This window comes from Pseudomonas fragariae (ex Marin et al. 2024) (genome assembly GCF_059621105.1).
The window spans coordinates 378,300-396,113 of sequence record NZ_CM184369.1; the positions used below are offsets into that span (position 1 = coordinate 378,300).

The 17,814-nt window shown below is 60.5% G+C and carries 18 protein-coding genes; 2 read left to right on the forward strand and 16 right to left on the reverse strand.

Annotation, left to right across the window (positions count from 1 at the left end):
* Nucleotides 1-249 precede the first annotated feature (249 nt).
* The 8 genes from AC54XV_RS01750 to AC54XV_RS01785 all read right to left on the reverse strand — a co-directional run bounded on the left by AC54XV_RS01750 (nt 250) and on the right by AC54XV_RS01785 (nt 9,273).
* The gene (locus AC54XV_RS01750; RefSeq protein ID WP_058399185.1) at nt 250-1,608 is read right to left on the reverse strand and encodes an LLM class flavin-dependent oxidoreductase; all 1,359 of its coding nucleotides are present in this window, start codon (nt 1,606-1,608) and stop codon (nt 250-252) included.
* On the reverse strand, nt 1,608-2,813 hold the full coding sequence (locus tag AC54XV_RS01755; RefSeq protein ID WP_496717735.1) for an SfnB family sulfur acquisition oxidoreductase: 1,206 nt from the start codon (nt 2,811-2,813) through the stop codon (nt 1,608-1,610). Before AC54XV_RS01755 ends, AC54XV_RS01750 begins: the two co-directional genes overlap by 1 nt.
* A 25-nt stretch (nt 2,814-2,838) precedes the next feature.
* The gene (locus AC54XV_RS01760; RefSeq protein ID WP_024639248.1) at nt 2,839-4,011 is read right to left on the reverse strand and encodes an SfnB family sulfur acquisition oxidoreductase; all 1,173 of its coding nucleotides are present in this window, start codon (nt 4,009-4,011) and stop codon (nt 2,839-2,841) included.
* Between the two features lie 537 nt (nt 4,012-4,548).
* Nucleotides 4,549-5,268 (reverse strand): hypothetical protein, encoded by a 720-nt coding sequence (locus AC54XV_RS01765; RefSeq protein WP_003403135.1) that lies wholly within the window; start codon nt 5,266-5,268, stop codon nt 4,549-4,551.
* A 577-nt stretch (nt 5,269-5,845) separates the two neighbouring features.
* Nucleotides 5,846-6,589, reverse strand: a complete 744-nt coding sequence (gene tcyN, locus AC54XV_RS01770) for an L-cystine ABC transporter ATP-binding protein TcyN (protein WP_024639247.1) — start codon at nt 6,587-6,589, stop codon at nt 5,846-5,848.
* A 3-nt stretch (nt 6,590-6,592) separates the two neighbouring features.
* Nucleotides 6,593-7,261: a cystine ABC transporter permease gene (gene tcyL, locus AC54XV_RS01775; RefSeq protein ID WP_003403129.1), complete on the reverse strand. Its 669-nt coding sequence runs from the start codon at nt 7,259-7,261 to the stop codon at nt 6,593-6,595.
* Complete coding sequence (tcyJ, locus tag AC54XV_RS01780) at nt 7,258-8,055, reverse strand: cystine ABC transporter substrate-binding protein (protein ID WP_024640802.1); 798 nt, start codon at nt 8,053-8,055, stop codon at nt 7,258-7,260. Before tcyJ ends, tcyL begins: the two co-directional genes overlap by 4 nt.
* A gap of 219 nt (nt 8,056-8,274) precedes the next feature.
* Complete coding sequence (locus tag AC54XV_RS01785; RefSeq protein ID WP_011266349.1) at nt 8,275-9,273, reverse strand: D-cysteine desulfhydrase; 999 nt, start codon at nt 9,271-9,273, stop codon at nt 8,275-8,277.
* A gap of 197 nt (nt 9,274-9,470) precedes the next feature.
* On the opposite strand from AC54XV_RS01785, the gene epsC reads away from it, so the two are divergent.
* Nucleotides 9,471-10,424, forward strand: a complete 954-nt coding sequence (gene epsC, locus AC54XV_RS01790) for a serine O-acetyltransferase EpsC (protein ID WP_003414200.1) — start codon at nt 9,471-9,473, stop codon at nt 10,422-10,424.
* A 12-nt stretch (nt 10,425-10,436) separates the two neighbouring features.
* On the opposite strand, the gene AC54XV_RS01795 is transcribed toward epsC, so the two are convergent.
* From AC54XV_RS01795 to hutC, 6 genes are all read right to left on the reverse strand, one after another.
* Nucleotides 10,437-11,144, reverse strand: a complete 708-nt coding sequence (locus AC54XV_RS01795) for an anti-sigma factor (RefSeq protein WP_024640803.1) — start codon at nt 11,142-11,144, stop codon at nt 10,437-10,439.
* Nucleotides 11,141-11,707 (reverse strand): sigma-70 family RNA polymerase sigma factor, encoded by a 567-nt coding sequence (locus AC54XV_RS01800; RefSeq protein WP_003414203.1) that lies wholly within the window; start codon nt 11,705-11,707, stop codon nt 11,141-11,143. The genes AC54XV_RS01795 and AC54XV_RS01800 overlap by 4 nt, the downstream gene beginning before the upstream one ends.
* 103 nt (nt 11,708-11,810) lie before the next feature.
* Complete coding sequence (locus AC54XV_RS01805; protein WP_058823040.1) at nt 11,811-12,344, reverse strand: DUF3455 domain-containing protein; 534 nt, start codon at nt 12,342-12,344, stop codon at nt 11,811-11,813.
* Between the two features lie 105 nt (nt 12,345-12,449).
* The gene (nhaA, locus tag AC54XV_RS01810) at nt 12,450-13,625 is read right to left on the reverse strand and encodes a Na+/H+ antiporter NhaA (RefSeq protein WP_058823039.1); all 1,176 of its coding nucleotides are present in this window, start codon (nt 13,623-13,625) and stop codon (nt 12,450-12,452) included.
* Between the two features lie 49 nt (nt 13,626-13,674).
* A complete protein-coding gene (locus AC54XV_RS01815; RefSeq protein ID WP_024640805.1) occupies nt 13,675-14,271 on the reverse strand; it encodes a HutD/Ves family protein in 597 nt (198 codons plus the stop codon).
* Entirely contained in the window at nt 14,268-14,978 is a 711-nt protein-coding gene (gene hutC, locus AC54XV_RS01820) for a histidine utilization transcriptional repressor HutC (RefSeq protein ID WP_161420743.1), read from the reverse strand. The genes AC54XV_RS01815 and hutC overlap by 4 nt, the downstream gene beginning before the upstream one ends.
* Before the next feature lie 204 nt (nt 14,979-15,182).
* On the opposite strand from hutC, the gene AC54XV_RS01825 reads away from it, so the two are divergent.
* A complete protein-coding gene (locus AC54XV_RS01825) occupies nt 15,183-16,547 on the forward strand; it encodes a formimidoylglutamate deiminase (RefSeq protein WP_058399187.1) in 1,365 nt (454 codons plus the stop codon).
* A 180-nt stretch (nt 16,548-16,727) separates the two neighbouring features.
* Here the strand turns inward: AC54XV_RS01825 and AC54XV_RS01830 are convergent, their stop codons facing one another.
* Nucleotides 16,728-17,306: a lipocalin family protein gene (locus AC54XV_RS01830; protein WP_024652659.1), complete on the reverse strand. Its 579-nt coding sequence runs from the start codon at nt 17,304-17,306 to the stop codon at nt 16,728-16,730.
* Between the two features lie 3 nt (nt 17,307-17,309).
* A complete protein-coding gene (gene bamE / locus AC54XV_RS01835) occupies nt 17,310-17,564 on the reverse strand; it encodes an outer membrane protein assembly factor BamE domain-containing protein (protein WP_003403102.1) in 255 nt (84 codons plus the stop codon).
* Nucleotides 17,565-17,814: the final 250 nt, after the last annotated feature.

The window sequence follows — 17,814 nt, forward strand, 5'->3', positions numbered from 1 at the left end:
CGCAGCGCATCGGTCCTGTGGGAGCGAGCTTGCTCGCGAATAGGCCAGTGCAGCCACAGAAAACAGGGCGTCTGGACAATCGCTTTCGCGAGCAAGCTCGCTCCCACAAGGCCTGTGCACAACGCCAAGCGCTTCAGCGTGGGGGCGCATGTCGTCATCAACTACGCCGGTGTGCCGCCCCCGCAGCGCATCGCTCCCACAAAGCCTGTGCACAACGCCAAGCGCTTCGGCGTGGGGCGCATGTCTTCATCAAATATGTCGGTGTGCCGCCCCCGCATGCCGTTGCGGTAAACGGTCGGTGCCTTGCGGAAACAGTTTTTTGCGCAAGCTGCCCTCCTGGTAAGCAGTCTTGTAAGACCCACGGCGTTGCAGCTCCGGGATCACCAGATCAATGAAGTCCTCGTAACTTTCCGGGGTGACGATGCGGGTCAGGTTGAAGCCGTCCAGGCCGGTTTCCTCGATCCACGATTCCAGCTCGTCGGCGACCTGTTGGGGCGAGCCGATCAAGGTGATGTAACGGCCGCCCAAGGCGTGCTGGTCGAGCAGTTTCTGGCGCGTCCAGTCGTTGTTTTTCAGGTTTTTGGTCGCGGACTGAATGGCGTTGCTTTTCACGTACTGAATGGGTTCGTCCAGTTCGTACTGAGAAAAATCGATGCCCGTAGATGCGGCGAAGTGCGCCACGCCAGCTTCGGCGCTGGCATGGCTGCGGTATTCGGCGTGCTTCTCCCGAGCCAGTGCTTCGGTGGCCGCGACGATTACGTTCAGGCCCATGAACACCTTGATGTCCTCCGGGTTGCGCCCGGCCTGCACGGCACTGGCGCGCACCTTGTCGACCTGCTCGCGGGTCGCGGCCTTGTTCTGCCCGCTGATGAACACGCACTCGGCGTTCTGTCCGGCAAACTGCAGGCCGCGCTCCGAGCTGCCAGCCTGAAACAGCACCGGCGTGCGTTGCGGCGACGGTTCGCAGAGGTGATAACCCTCGACCTGATAGAACTCGCCCTGATGCCGGACCTTGTGGACCTTGCCTGGCTGGGCGTAGACGCGTTGCTCGCGGTCGTTGATCACGGCATCGTCTTCCCAGCTGCCTTCCCAGAGCTTGTAAAGCACCTCCAGGTACTCGTCGGCCTGATCGTAACGGCGGTCATGTTCGTTCTGCTCGCTGAGGCCCATGGCCCGCGCTGCGCTGTCGAGGTAACCGGTGACGATGTTCCAGCCCACCCGGCCACGGCTCAGGTGATCCAGTGTCGACATGCGCCTGGCGAACAGATAGGGCGCGTCGTAGGTCAGGTTGGCGGTCAGGCCGAAGCCCAGGTGTCTGGTGACCCCGGCCATGGCCGAGACCAGCAGCAGCGGGTCGTTGACCGGTAACTGGATCGCCTCCTTGAGGGTGACGTCCACCGAGTTCTGATAGACGTCATACACGCCCACGATGTCGGCGATGAACAGGCCGTCGAACAGCCCGCGTTCCAGCAGTTTTGCCAGCTCAGTCCAGTATTCCAGGCTGTTGAATTGTGTCGAGGTGTCGCGTGGATGGGTCCACAGGCCATGGTTGATATGGCCGATGCAGTTCATGTTGAACGCATTGAGGAGGATCTTTTTACGCGCCATCAGATCGTTCCCCGCAGGGGCGGGTTAGTCTCATTGAGGTAGTAATTGCCGATGGCGTGAAACTTCCAGCGCACCGGGTCATGCAGCGTATGCACGCGCGCATTGCGCCAGTGGCGATCCAGGCCGTGTTCCGCCAGTGTGGATTGACTGCCCGCCAGCTCGAACAGCGTGCTGCCGGCTGCCAGGGAAATCTCCGTGCTGATGGCGCGCGCTTCGGCCACGGCTATCGAGGCGGCGGCGACGGTCTCGGCATTGCTGTCGGCCTGAGCGACATCCAGAAATTCCCCGGCGCGCTCGAGCAGTGCTTCGGCGGCATGCAGGCGAATACCCAGCTTGCCGAAGCTGTGCAGGGTCAGCGGGTCGTCCACGGCCTTTTCGATGCCCGAATCGATCCACGGCCGGGTACGCGTCTGGACGAACGTCAGGGCGTCCTCGAAGGCCGCTCGGGCAATGCCGGTGTCGATCGCAGCGTGGAGAATCTGCGCCAGCGGCCCGACCGTGGTAGGGCGCTGGAAGGCGCTCTGGAACGGCACCACATCGTTGGCGCTGACATACACATTGTCGAACACCACCGAGCCACTGCCGGTGGTGCGCTGCCCGAAACCGCTCCAGTCGTCGATGACGCTCAGCCCCTCGCTGTCGTGCGGCACGAACACCAGTTGCTGCACACCTTCATCGTCAATCACCGAGGTGGGGATACGTTGCGCATACAGCGCGCCGGTGGCGTAGAACTTGCGGCCGTTGATGCGATAACCGTCCCCGTCGCGGCTCAGGCGAGTGGTGCGGTCATGTGCGGTTCTGGTCCCCAGTTCGGCCAGCGCATTGCCGAAGCGTAAGCCCGCCAGTGCCTCGGCGTACAAGCGCGCCTGTTGCTGCGGACTGCCGTTCACACGCAGCACTTCCAGAGCGTAAAAATGGTTTTGTGGAATCTGGCCCAGCGAGCCATCGGCTTCGGAAATCAGCTGGATCACCTTGGCCAGGGTGACATTGGAAACACCTGCGCCGCCGAACGCTTGCGGCACACTGATGCCCCACAGACCGGACTGGCTGAACAGGTCGAGTTCGGCATGCGGCAAACGGCGCTCGCGATCGCGTTGCGTGCTGTCGGTTTTCAATTGCAGGGCCAGTTCGCGGGCTATATGCAGGGCCTGAGCGTCACTGGTGATCAACGCTGCGTTGACGCGCGCTTTCGGGTTGGAACTCATGAAGGGTGTTCTCCAGTGGTCTGGTTCAGATCCAGGAATGGCGAGCAGGCAGGGTGCCGTTCAAATGCCAGGTGCCGACCGCGTGGTATTTCCAGCGCACCGGGTCATGCAGGGTATGGACGCGCGCGTTGCGCCAGTGGCGGTCGAGATTGAACTCGGCCAGGGTCGCGCGGCTGCCGGCCAGTTCGAACAGCTTCTCGCTGGCCAGCAGCGAGATTTCGGTGGTCAGTACCTTGGCCCGCGCGACCGCGATGGAGGCGCGGGCTGCCGAGTGTTCATCGATGGGCGCAGCGCTGATCTCGTCGAGCTCCTGACCCGCCTTGCGCAGCAGCGCTTCTGCCGCGTGCAGTTCGAGTTTCAGCTTGCCGATGTCGGCAATCACGTAGAGGTCATCGCTAGCGCGCTCGACATTGGCGTCGACCCACGGGCGGGATTTCTCGCGTACAAAGGCAATCGCATCGTCGATGGCGCCGCGCGCAATACCCGCGTCGATTGCGGCCTGGATCAGTTGCGAAACGGCGCCCTGAATGTTCGGCGTCAGGGACAGGCGCCAGTTATCGACCACCAGCCCGGCGTCCACCGGCACGTTGTCGAGCAGCACCGTGCCGCTGGCGGTTGTGCGCTGGCCAAAGCCCGACCAGTCATCAACGATGCGCAGGCCCGGTGTGCCGCGCTCGATGAAGGCCATGATCTGCCGGCCCTGATCATCCAGCGCCTTGACTGCGACCCAATGCGCGAACAGCGCGCCGGTGGAATAGAACTTCTGTCCGGTAATGGCCAGGCGGTCGCCATTGGCGGTGATCCGCGCCTTGAGTTCCAGGGTGTTTTTGGTGCCACGCTCAGGGCCTGCATTGCCGATGCGCCAACCGTCCAGCACGCTCTGGAACAGCGCTTTCTTCTGCTGCTCGGTGGCGCTGCTCTGCAGCAGGTGCAGAATGCCGAACTGGTTTTGCGGAATTTGTCCCAGTGCCGGATCGGCAGCAGAAATGATCCTGAAAACTTCGGCTACCGTGACGAACGATACTTGCGGGCCGCCGTACGCGCGCGGGATGGAAATACTGCCCAGTCCGCTACGGGTGAACTGTTCGATTTCAGCCCATGGCAAGGCGCGTTGTCTGTCGCGATTGGCGGCGTTGACCTGCGCGGCCGCGGCCAGTTCATGGGCTGCTGCAATGGCTTGCGCGTCGTTTTGCAACACGCTGGCCTTCAGCAGGCGGGGGGCAACGTCAGGCTCTTGTGGAGCCTCGACGCTGTGGGCCGCTACCGTCGCCGGATCAGACTCGCGTCGCTCACCGTCAATCGATACGACCCTGGGTTTATCCACAGGGGTAGTTGTGAAAGGGACCATCGGAACCTCGTAGCAGTAGGCCGCATCAGGTGCGGCTGGAAAACATCACGATGTCCGGTGATCCGGTGTATATACCCTAAGCGTGTATAAAAGTTTTTAAAACGTGCTTTTTGGAATAAGCATAGACAGTTATTGTCAATTGCCACTGCCCGTTCGTGTACTCACCTTGCGTCACGCAAGATGTAAGACGCCTGCGCAGAACCAAGTACGGATGAAACACGGCGGATGCCTGAGCGACGTTGAACTTTCTTACACGCCTGGCCAATGTTTAATACAGGTAATGAGCGTGGATGAATAACGCTTCGTTTTTAGAGTGATCCGTGCGGTGCTGTCTATCAAACAGTATCGTTAGCGAAGCGGTGTGTTCGACGTGCCGTCCTCAGGCATTCAATGCCCCAGCGGTTGGATCCTTATTATACGGGGTGGTGCCCAGAGCGAGTTGTTGCCTACCCGGTCGATCACACAGTAACTCACTTCCAGACGTTGCTCGTCTCCGCCTTCGCGTATCAACTCAGGCGGTACAACCAAATCGACCGGCTCACCGATATCGTCGGCGGTGAGCGGCGGCAGGTCCATGCGCAGATCGCCCCAACGTATGGTGATCTCGTCGTGAACAGCCATGTTCAGATAAGGCTCGATGGTCATCGGCAAGCCGCCTTCCAGGTGTCTGCGCGACAGGCCGTGGCGTATGACCGATGGCGCAACATAGAGCGGCGCCAGCCCCTGGTTTTCTTCCGTGCTGGCGCTGACCAGCAGCCCTCCCGGGGCGTCCAGCTTGACCCATAGCTTGCGGCAGGGCGAGGTGACGGGCACTCCGCCGATCTTCATGACCCGGTAGTAGGTTCTCGCCTTGCCATTCTGCAGAAAGCTTTCCGGCACACGTAGGACGACAGGCTTGCCGACGTCAGATGCCTTCAAAATTGTTGACGCGACGTAACAGCCGTCCCAAAACAGTTCGATCAGATCGCCCTCTTCCATGCTGCCGTAGGGGTCCACATGAACGACGAGTTGAGAGGCGTTCCTCACGCCTATGCCATGTCGGCTGGCCAGCGGAACAGCAGGGATCGGCAAGCTCATAGGGCTGGCTTTGCAAGTGTTTTGACTCATGTCGGGGTGCTCCTGATAATCAATAGTTCAAGTAAAGATTCGTCATAAGTTGTCATGTTCAAGTAATAAAATGTGCGGTTCAGGCAGGGGGATAAGTACCTTAAATATCCAAGTTATGGCAAACATTACAAACGGTATGAAATGCGTGCTTGAAACTTTGCGGTCTCACTGGAATGAGTGAAGTCAGTGAGCTAATGGGCTTTGCGGGCACTTGTCAATGTGCGAAGTGCATTTGAGGGTTGTTTACTTGAAAACCGGAGACTTCCTACGCTGTATGTTTGGAACCGTTGACTCCTCACTAAACAACCGTCCTACCACAAAGTATCAATGGCAGCAGGCTGTAACCGACAGGACAACGCACGGAAGGGGAAGTCTGGCAAGACGGACACACAGCGGCGCAGCCGGCTACGAATCCAGGCGCAAAACGGGCGTACGCTAATTTTATTATTTCGATGATTTTTCGGAAAATTACGCGGGAATTCAGCAAGGATATTGAACGATTAATCCTTCCAGAAATGTAAGAAAAAAGCAGCGCCGCTGAATGGACGCTGCTTTTTGCGCAGGCTGATCGTCCTGATCAGGAGCGGGTACGCTCGAGAAACTGCCTTGTGCGTTCTTCTTTCGGGTTGGCGAACAGCGCTTTGGCTTCGCCTTGCTCCACGATCACTCCCTTGTCGATGAAGATCACCCGGTTGGCAACCTCCCGCGCAAAGCTCATCTCGTGAGTGACGATGACCATGGTGCGCTTCTCTTCAGCCAGAGCGCGGATGGTCGTCAGCACCTCACCGACCAGCTCCGGGTCCAGGGCCGAGGTCGGCTCGTCGAACAGGATCACTTGCGGCTCCATCGCCAGCGCCCGTGCAATCGCCACACGCTGTTGCTGCCCGCCGGACAGGCGTCGCGGGTAAGCGTCTTCCTTGCCGCTCAGGCCGACCTTGGCGAGCAGCTTTCTGCCCAGCGCCTCGGCGGCTTCACGGGCCACCTTCTTGACCACCACCGGGCCTTCGATGACATTTTCCAGAGCGGTGCGATGCGGAAATAGATTGAAGTTCTGAAAGACGAACCCGACCTGCTGACGCAACTGGCGGATCAAACCCTGTTGCTGGTTCATGGAACGGGTGCCATCGATCTCGATGTCACCGACCTTGATCCTCCCGCTGTCAGGCGTTTCAAGCAGATTCAGGCAGCGCAGCAGGGTGGTCTTGCCCGAGCCGCTGGGCCCGATGATGGCCACGACTTCCCCGGCTTCGATACGCAGATCGATGCCCTTGAGCACCTGATTGCCCTTGAATGCCTTGGTGAGTTTTTCAACCACTATCATGTGTCAGGTCTCCAGATCGTGCCGGTTGACCCTGGCTTCCAGCTTGTTTTGCAGGTGCGAGAGCGCCGTGGCAAGGATCCAGTAGATCAGTGCAGCGGCCAGGTACATGGTGAAAATTTCGAAGGTGCGTGCGGTGATCAACTGCGCCTGACGGAACAGCTCTGGCACCTGGATGGTGGCTGCCAGCGCCGTGTCCTTGACCAGCGAGATGAAGCTGTTGCCCAGCGGCGGCAATGCGGTGCGTGCGGCCTGCGGGAGGATCGCCCGACGCATGGTCTGCCAGCGGGTCATGCCGATACTGGCCGCGGCCTCCCACTGGCCGCGCTCCACGGAACTGATGGCCGCGCGCAGGATTTCACAGGCGTAGGCGGCCATATTCAGGGAAAAACCGATCAGTGCAGCGCTCAGCGGCTCAAGCTGGATACCCAGCTCCGGCAGGCCGTAATAAATCACGAACAGCTGCACCAGCAAGGGCGTGCCGCGAAAGAACGACACGTAGATGCGTGCTATCCAGTTCACCGGTTTGATGCGCGAAAGGCGCATCAATGCCAGGCCGAAGCCCAGCAGCAAACCGAAAAACATCCCGCCAAGACTGAGGAATACCGTGTAGTACGCGCCCTTGAGCAGGAAGGGCGCGGAGTCCAGCGCGAGCTGAAGGCTCTCTTCAATCATTGGGTGACGTCAGCGTTGAAGTATTTTTCCGACAGCTTCTTCAGCGTGCCGTCGGCACGCAGTTTGTCGATGGCCTTGTCGATGGCCGCCAGCAATTCAGGCTCGCCTTTACGCAGGGCAATACCCGATGCCTGGCGGGAAAATGCTTCGCCTGCCGGGACGAGTTTGTTTTTTGTCTTGGCAGCCATTTCCAGGGCGGCCAGACGGTCAACGAGGATCGCATCGATACGACCTACGCTCAGGTCCTGGATCTTGCTCGGGTCATCGTCATAGGTTTTGACGATTGCGTCCGGAACGTTCGCCTTGAGCCATTCCTCGTAGTTGGTGCCCAGACCCACGCCCACCTTCTTGCCGCTCAGGTCTTTGGCAGACTTGATGGTGTCTGCGTTCTTCTTCAGAACCAGCGCCTGGATGCCGGAAATGGTGTAGGGCTCGGAGAAGTCGTACTTCTTCTTGCGCTCGTCGGAGATGGTCACCTGGTTGATCACCACGTCCAGACGCTTGGAGTCCAGAGCGGCCAGGATGCCATCCCACTTCGACGGCTGGATCTTGGCCTTGACACCCAGTTCCTTGGCCAGCGCTTCGGAAAACTCGACTTCGAAGCCGGTGAGCTTGCCGCTCTCATCCACAAAGCTGAACGGTGGGTAAGTGCCTTCCAGGCCGACATTGAGCGTACCGCTGTCCTTGATTTTCTGCAGTTGCTCGCCAGCCATGGCTTGCCCGGCGATACCGGCACTGAGCATCAAGCCCATTGCCGAAAAAAGAAACGTACGACGAATAGCGGAAATGTTCATGCGAGCCCCTGGTTGGTATGGAAGTGTCTGGCCATTTTCTGACCCGACTCAAGCAACTTCGTGCTGATTATTCAGCTTTTTTCAGGCAGTTAGGTCAGGTGTAAGGTTAAGCGTTGTGCTCTGCCGGGCGCGACTATATAGCCATCTGCTTATGAGGAAAAATAACAAAAAAAGTTATTTCCCCTCCACAAAAGCATAAAGGACCCGTTGGCTAGAACGTCACTGGTCGAACGCATCCGGATAGGCAAACAGCGCTGGCGCACCGCCGGTGTGCAGGAAGATCAGCGGGCCGTCGTTGAAGCGTTGACGGCCGATGCCATCGAGCAGACCGGACATGGCCTTGCCGGTGTAGACCGGGTCAAGCAACAGTCCTTCGTGGCTGGCCACCAGCTTGATGGCTGACAGCGTACCGGCGTTCGGTTCACCATATCGCGGGGCGAAATACTCATCCCACAGTTCGACCTTGAAGTGTTCAGGCAGCGCAACGCCGAGCAACTCTGCGGTGCGCTCGGCCAGGCCCTGGACCTTGGGCAGCTGTGCTTCTTCACTGCGCGACACGGTCACACCGATGACCGGCAATTGCGGCAGCTCGTGAGCCAGTGCCAACGCCAGGCCGCTGTGCGTGCCGGCACTGCCGGAGGCCAGAACGACAGCCGCAAACTCGATGCCGGTCTGCTTGATCTGCTCGGCCAGTTCCAGCCCGGCGCGCACATAACCCAGCGCACCCACCGGGCTTGAGCCTCCGATGGGGACCAGATAAGGCTTTTTGCCACTGGAGCGCAGGCGTGCAGCCAGGGCATGCAGTTGTTCGTCAGCGTTGTCGAGGTTTTCCACCAGCTCTACCTTGGCATCGAACAGTTCGAGCAGCAGGCGATTGCCGTTTTTCAGGTAGCTGGGGTCTTCGGTGCCGATGGGATTTTCCAGTAGCGCCACACAGCCAAGGCCCAGACGCGCGGCCAGGGCAGCGGTCTGACGGACATGGTTGGACTGGATGGCACCGGCGGTGATCAGTGTATCGGCACCCTGGGCCAGCGCATCGGCGGCCAGGTACTCGAGTTTGCGCACTTTGTTGCCGCCCAGGGCCAGCGTTGTGGTGTCATCCCGCTTGATGTAGATATCACGATCTGCCCAGATCGACAGGCGCTCGAGCTTTTCCAGAGCCGTTGGCGCGCTGATCAGGTCCAGGCGATTGAAGCGGGCAAGCTGATGTTTGATCATGGTGGTCGATAAGCCGTGTAAAGAGTCACCGGACTATAGGCAGACGTTTCTCGCACGGCAACTTATCTGTGCGCACGGCGCTCTTCGCGTATTCCGACAGAAATTGTTGTTTTTTTCGTCTGAATGTTTGCCGTAGAGTGGTAATAGCAGCGGCCCGTACTGTCGGTCGCCACCCTTCACATCAAGGAGAGTCAAGCGTGAGCGATATTCCAGAAGCGTCCGCCGACGGCCGCTCCAGCCACTGGCAGTTGCAGCGCATCGTCAGCCAGTTGCGTGGCGCGCGTGAAGACTGGCGGGCTCGCAACAGGCGGGTGAGCGGTGAACACGGTGGACGTGAGCTGCCTTCGCGTGCGGCCATGGGCGAGATTCTTGAAGCCTTGAGCGGTGCTCTGTTCCCGATGCGCCTGGGTCCTGTGGACCTGCGTGAGGAAAGCGAGGACTTCTATGTCGGCCATACGCTGGATGTGGCGCTCAACGCGCTGCTGGCTCAGGCCCGGCTTGAATTGCGCTACGTGGCCCATCAGCAGGGCGGTGACCTGAAGAGCATCGATGCGCGGGCGCTCGAGCTGATTCAGGGTTTCGCCATGGCCCTGCCGGGTATTCGTCTGTTGCTGGACACCGACGTGCTGGCTGCCTATCACGGTGACCCAGCGGCGCGCAGTGTCGATGAAGTGCTGCTGTGCTATCCCGGCATTCTGGCGGTGATCCACCATCGTCTGGCGCATTATCTGTATCGCGCTGGTTTGCCGTTGCTGGCGCGTATCAGCTCGGAAATCGCCCATTCTGCGACCGGTATCGATATTCATCCGGGCGCGCAGATCGGCCCGAGCTTCTTTATCGATCACGGGACAGGCGTGGTGATTGGCGAAACCGCGATCATCGGCGAGCGGGTGCGGATCTATCAGGCCGTGACCCTGGGCGCCAAGCGCTTCCCCTCAGACGAGGACGGCCAGTTGCAGAAAGGCCATGCACGGCATCCAATCGTTGAAGACGACGTGGTGATCTACGCTGGCGCGACGATTCTGGGGCGCATCACCATCGGCAAAGGTTCGACCATCGGCGGCAATGTCTGGCTGACGCGCAGCGTACCGGCAGACTGCAACCTGACCCAGGCCAACCTGCTGCAACAGGACGACTGCAGCCGCAAGTAGGCTGCTTTCGCGTCAGATCACCTTCACCGCCCGGCCGATGAACTGAATCGGCCCGGTGGGTTTGCCGATGGGCGAGCCGGTGGATTTTTCCAGTGTCAGCTCGAACAACTGGTTGGGTTGCAGCGGCGGCAGTTTATCCAGCGGCACATGCAGGCTTTGCCCCGGTTTGACCAGCCCAAGCGAAACCGGACCTTGCCAGTCATCACCCTTGGTCCAGAACTCCAGTGCCTTGTCGGTCGGAACCTCGAACACGCCCAGCGGGATAAGCTGTATTTCCTGCGAATTACTGGCCTGCACGACCCAGCCAGGCGCCTTGTCCTGCGGCCCTACGAGAACCACCAGATACGACGGTTGCGCCGGTGCGCGGGTCAGCAGCGTCATGCCCAATACCAGCGAAGCAGCCAGGCCGGCCCCGGCGAGGCCGCGCCAGATCGACAGGTTGTCCCACCAGCGCACGCGCGGTCGTTGCGGCGTGCTGGCAGGCGCGGCCATGTCCAGCAGGTTACGTTCGATGCGATCCCACAGGCCAGGCGAGGGCGTTACCGGTTCGGCCAGTCCGGTCAGCGGCAGCAGACGCTGCTCCCAGGCATCCACGGCGGCCCGCAGGTCGGGCTCGCGTGCCAGGCGACGTTGTACGTCGAGTCGCTCCTGTACCGACAGCGTGCCGAGCACGTACTCGCCAGCCAGCTCGTGAATGTTGTCGTCTAAAGGCCGGGTCATCCCATGCACTCCCGCAAAGCCGTCAGGCTGCGCTTGATCCAGGCTTTGACCGTACCCAATGGCGCGCCAATTTTCTGCGCGATTTCCTGATGCGAATAACCGTCTACGTAAGCGTGAAAAATACAGTTTCGTCTTACTGGTTCCAGTTGCTCCATGCATGAAGTAATCCGTCCTGGATTGACCCGCCAATCGAAGGCATCGCCGATTTCCTGCCAGCCTTCCAGTGTCGCCTGTTCCTGATGATCTTCACTGCCGTCGTCTTCGACACGCACCTCGCGAGCCGTGTTGCGCAACGTGTTGAGCGCCAGGTGGCGGGTCACGCTGAAAATCCAGCCACGTGCCGAACCACGCGAGGCATCGAAGCTGGCCGCGTGGGACCAGATTTTCAGGAACGCGTCATGCACGATGTCCTCGGCTAGTGCGCGGTCACGCACCAAGCGCTGAGCGACGCCGAGCAGTCGGGCGCTTTCCTGTTGATAGAGACGCTGCAAGGCCTGTTTTTCACCGCGAGCGCAGGCCTGCAACGTCGCTTCGTAATCAAAGAGAGATTCGTGCGAAGACAAGATGATCCGCCATCAATGGAAGACTACTGCCTCGTTGACATCACGAGGCTCCCGCGCAGCAGCATAGCCTACTGTTGCACGGTCACCTGATTAAGCGCATTGATCAGCCGGCAGTCCAGAACAGGTAATCAGCCTGATACTTGACCACTTCCTTCGCGCCCTTGTTGCTCTCTGCGCAGGCTTTGGCCGGGGCAACGCCGCCTTTCAGGGCTACACGCTGAATGTAGGTGACGCCGGTCATTGCGCCCTTGCCTTCGGCCGGGTTGGCCTTGACCAGTTGGTACGGCAGGTTGCCAGCGCTCGACGGGGCCACGGCGACTTGAGTGCCGGTTATTTTGGAACCGTCTTTGGCTTCCCAGGTGGCAGGCGGGCCGTAGTAGGTGCCGACCTGTTTGCCGCTCTTGTCGTTGAGCACTGCTTTGGGGCCGACGAACGCCCACTCCATTTCGTTGGGCATGTTGGCCTTGGCGCGGCACTCGTAGGTGATCTCGCCAACCCCGGTGGTTTGCATGCCGACCTTGTTGCCAGCCGGCACACGGACGCTTTCGGGGAGGTCGGTCTGAGCCATGGCAACGGACGACAGGCAAGTGAAGGCCAGAGTAGTACCAGCAAGGCAGAGCAAGCGTTTTGCGTTCATGCAGAAATCTCCAGAAGGTTTAACCGCGCTCAGCAACTCGAAGTGGCTGCTGAATGTACTACCCGCGAGAAACCCGTCTGGATGCAGTGATTTGAAAATATTTTTTCAGGGCCGGCTGAAACGGCTGCGCAGCAGCACAACTCCGGCAATCGCGGCCAGCCCCGAGCCGATCAGTACGCCGACCTTCACCTCGTCGATCAGGTGTTGCGAGCCGGGGAACGCCAGGTTGCCGATGAACAGGCTCATGGTGAAACCGATGCCGCACAGCATCGCCACGCCGTACAGTTGCACCCAGTTGCTGCCTTCCGGCAATACCGCCAGCCCGGCGCGGATGGCCAGCACTGCGGCGAGAAACACGCCGATCTGCTTGCCCACGAACAGCCCCAGCGCAACGCCCAGCGGCACAGGATCGACCAGATTGCCCAGAGTAATGCCAGCCAGCGAAACGCCAGCGTTGGCAAAACCAAAGATCGGCACCACGGCGAAGGCCACCCAGTAGTGCATCTTTTCTTCGAGGAACAGCAGTGGCGAGCGGGCTTCTTCCTCGGGCTTGCCCATCGGGATGCACAGCGCCAGGGCGACACCGGCCAGCGTGGCGTGTACGCCCGATTGCAGGACGAAAAACCACAGCAGCGCGCCAAGCAGCAGATAGGGCAGCAAACGACGCACGTTCAAACGGTTCATGACGATCAGCACCGCCAGTGTCACGAAGGCGGCGGCCAGCATCGGCAGGTTCAGACCGGAGCTGTAAAAGAAGGCGATGATGGTCACGGCGCCCAGATCGTCGAGGATCGCAAGTGCGGCCAGAAAGACCTTCAGCGAGGTCGGCACCCGATTGCCGAGCAGCGACAGCACGCCGAGGGCGAAGGCGATGTCGGTGGCTGCCGGGATCGCCCAGCCGCTCAGGGTCTGCGGATTACCCCAATTGATCGCGATGTAGATCAGCGCCGGCACCAGCATGCCGCCGGCCGCCGCAAAGCCGGGCAGGGCACGTTGCCCCCAGCTCGCCAGACCACCGGCGAGGACTTCACGCTTGATCTCCAGGCCGACCATCAGGAAGAAGATCGCCATCAGTCCGTCGTTGATCCACAGCTCGACCGAGAGGCCCAGCCAGACGCTGTGCAGGATCGAGAAATAGCCGGCAGAAAGCGGCGAGTTGGCAACGATCAAGGCCGCCAGCGCAGCCGCCATCAACACGATGCCGCCGGCCGATTCGGAGGCGAGGAAGCGGGCGAGGATGGCAATGCCTCTCGGCGTTTCCCGGTTCGGAACTTGAGTCATGGTCGTCCTTGAACGCAAAGCTGTTTTTATAAGGTGTGCAGACAGGCGCTTACTGGCCTGTGGCGGTGAGCTCGATCAGGCAGCAACGGCTGGCGCGCGGTGATTGCAGTTCGAGTTCAAGCAGACCGCCAGCGTTGTCCACCTGAGCGCAGTCGTGTTTGCCGAGGATTTCCCACGGCTGACTGTCGACGCTGATCGCCACTTGCTCGGCCATGCTGAACAGCACCAGAGTACTGGCTGAACTGAACAGGCGTTGCGGGTGACGCACGTCTATCCAGTGCAAGCGTGCAGTGTAGCGGTGTGGGGCGTAGATCAGGTTGAAATCGCGAATCGGCCCGTCCAGCAAGGTGCAATTGACCTGACTGTCACCGCTGAATGCAAACGGGTCCGATGGCAGCAGCGGGCGACTGCTGAGGCCATCCACGTCCAGCGTCATGCCCGCGCCCTGCAGGACGGTGATGATGCGCTGATAACCGGCGAACACCGAAAAACCGCCCGAGGTTTCGATGTCGGCAATCGACAGCCGCCAGCCGAAACCGTCCAGGTCCTGGCCTGCGTCGCGAGCGATCTCTTCAGTGCTGCCTCCGCCGTTCTTCCACGGCATGCGCGGGTAGTCTGCGGCGCGCAAAATGCGGGTCTGGCTCATTTGGTAAAGCGTCCTTCCAGGCGATGGCGGGAGCCGGGATGGATCAGGCGCGCAGCGGTGACCGGCTGACGACCTGACCAGGTACGGCGGCGAATCAGCAGGCAGGGTTCTCCCGCCTCAATCTGCAACAGCCTGCATTCATCGGCTTCGGCGAGAATCGCCTCGACCACGTGCTCGCCTTCGGTGAGTGGCGCAACCTGCGACAGGTAGGCGTAAGGCGTCTGCAGGGTGAAGTCCTGCCGGAGGTAGTCCGGAGCGACCTGGGCGTTCACGAAGCGGTCCTCGATCTGCACCGGAATGTCGTTCTCGTAATGCACGATCAGCGAGTGGAAGACCCGCTGGCCTTCGCGCATATCCAGCGCCAGGGCGCGTTCGGAGCCAGCGGCTTCCTCCTTGAGGACCATGACCTTGCAGGTGTGGCGATGACCGCGCGCGGCAATCTCGTCGGCAATGTTGTGCACTTCGAACAGCGCCGACTGGCTCTTGGGCTCGGCGACAAAGGTGCCGACGCCCTGCATGCGCACCAGCAGGCCCTCGGCGGTCAGCTCGCGCAGTGCCCGGTTTATGGTCATGCGGCTGAAACCCAGTTGCGTCACCAGCTCGCTTTCCGACGGCACACGGTGGTGCGGCGGCCAGGTGCCGTTCTGGATCTGCAAGGCGATCATCTGTTTCACGCGGGCGTACAAGGGTGCGGGACTTTCGCCCATCTGGGCTGCCAGGGAAGAAGCGGCGGGCGGAGTCGACACGTGGGAATCCTTGTTGTTCGAGACGGTGTTTTCGAGAGCGTTCAGACGCTGCAAAGCGCTCACGCTAACCATTAACCTGCTGCTCGGCAAGCATGCAGAAGGTTTACCGGTCGCTTAAACGTCTGTATATGTATATACAAATTACAGTGATGAGGTGTGAAGTCAATGTCAGCCTTCTTTGCCGAGCGCGCGTTATTCCCCGACGGCTGGGCCCGCAATGTGCGTCTGGAGGTCGGTCAGGACGGTATTTTGACCCGCGTCGAAGCCAATGCCGATCAGCAGGGCGCCGAGAAGGTCAGCGGGCCTTTGCTGCCTGGCATGCCGAACCTGCATTCCCACGCGTTCCAGCGTGCCATGGCCGGGCTGGCGGAAGTGGCGGGCAACCCCAACGACAGTTTCTGGACCTGGCGCGACCTCATGTATCGCCTGGTGGGGCGCATCAGCCCGCAGCAACTGGGCGTTATCGCTCGCCAGCTGTACATCGAGATGCTCAAGGGCGGCTACACCTCGGTTGCCGAATTTCATTACGTGCATCAGGACAGCGATGGCAAGCCCTACGCCGACCCTGCCGAGCTCGCGCTGCAGATCAGCCAGGCGGCCGCTTCGGTCGGTATCGGCCTGACCTTGCTGCCGGTGCTGTACAGCCATTCCGGCTTTGGCGGGCAGGCTCCCAACGAGGGCCAGCGGCGTTTTATCCACAGCACCGACAGCTATCTGGATCTGCAGGCTCGTCTGCGTCCGGTTCTGGCAGCTCAGCCTGCCCAGCAGCCGGGGCTATGCTTCCACTCGCTGCGTGCGGTGACGCCGCAGCAGATAAGCGAGGTGCTGGCGGCCAGCGACCGGCAGTGTCCGGTGCATATTCATATCGCGGAGCAACAGAAGGAGGTCGATGACTGCCTGAGCTGGAGTGGTCGACGTCCGTTGCAATGGCTGTATGAAAACGCCCCTGTGGATAATCGCTGGTGCCTGGTCCATGCGACTCATGCCGAGGCGGATGAAGTGGCTTTGATGGCGCAAAGCGGCGCGGTGGCCGGGCTTTGCCTGACCACCGAGGCCAACCTGGGTGACGGGATCTTTCCGGCGGTGGACTACATTGCTCAGGGCGGTCGCTGGGGGATCGGTTCGGACAGTCACGTCTCGCTCAGCGTGGTCGAAGAACTGCGCTGGCTGGAATACGGCCAGCGCCTGCGCGATCAGCGCCGCAACCGGCTGTATCGCAGCGATCAACCCATGGTTGGCCGCACGTTATACGACGCTGCACTTGCCGGTGGCGCGCAGGCGTTGGGGCAGCAGATTGGAACGCTGCAAGTGGGTCACCGTGCCGACTGGCTGGTGCTCGATGGCAACGACCCGTACATTGCCACGGCCTCGGACGACGCCATCCTCAACCGCTGGCTGTTCGCCGGCAGCGACCGGCAGATCCGCGACGTGGCGGTCAATGGGCGATGGGTCATACGCGAAGGGCGACACGCCGCAGAAGAACAAAGCAACCGCGAGTTCGCGCAGGTGTTGAGGGCGTTGCTGGGCTGATGCAAGGGAGGACGCAGAGCACTCGGCGTTATTCACGAGTCCGCTTCTGATTCTGGCCGAAGGCCGAGGGAGCGAACTTGTTTGCGAAGGGGGCGGAAAGCGTTCTGAAATTTATCGTTCGAACGACCGTCTTCGCGAACAAGTTCGCTCCTACCGGGCTTAGCCAGAATCCCGATTCGGTTACTTCTCGCCCTTGCCAATCTTCGAGTCATCCTCGCGCCAGATCAGGCGTGAGGTGTCGTAGCCTTGCTGGCGGGCCTTGCTGAGCATGTCTTCCCTGACCGAGGCAGATACGGTCGGTGTACGCGACAACAGCCACAGGTATTTGCGATCCGGGTTGCCGACCACGGCGGTGCGGTAGCCTTCGCTGACGTCCAGAATCCAGTAATCACCCTTGGCAACGCTCGGCAGCAGGCGCGAGAACCAGTTGTCGAACACAACCCACAGCTTGTCGGTCTTGCCCGGAACCTGCGGCGAGGCGGTGCCCGTTGCTTCTTCCCACGTGCCTTCAATCGTGCGGCAGCGGTTGGTCACCGCGATGTTGCCGTCATCCTTGAGCGTATAACGCGCCTCGGACTGAGCGCACTTGCGCTGGAAGAACATCGGCAGACGCGCGATCTCGTACCAGGTGCCTTGGTACTGCTTGAGGTCGACGCTGTCGACAGTCTTTGGCTCGAGGTTGTCAGCCGAGTGGGCAAAACCGATGGCCAGGAAGCTGGCCATGACACAAATTCCAAAACGTACCAGTACCTTGATCATGTGTTATTTCAGACCCTGGCCCGAGAACAGCACAACCTTGTCCGCTGCGTACTGCACGCTGATAAAGGTGTTCTGGTCGCCCCAGGTGCAGCTCGACATGCCCAGCGCACCGGAGCATTCCGTCGGGCTGCCGAGCAAGGACTCGACTTGAGCCTTGGGCATGCCAGCGGACAGTTTGGAATAGTTTTCCTGAGTGATCTTGCTGCAGGCAGCCAGCAGAACGCAGAACGAGAGTAACGCGACAGAACGCAAGGACATGGATGTAGCTCCTGAACGGAAGGGGGTCGCGTCGCAGTGCAAGCCGGTGCAGTCTGGCGCTGGCGCAGTACCGCAAGCTTAGAAGAGAAAAACGGAATCTGGTTCCCGGACGGCGCAAGGATTTATGCCGTGGATCAGATAGTCGGCCCGCAGAAGGGGCTGACAGAAGGGCGGACTGCTCGTTTTTTCAAGAATCGGCTCACGCGCTGGTGATCGGGCATGGCCCGATCACCAGCGCTGCAGAAGACGT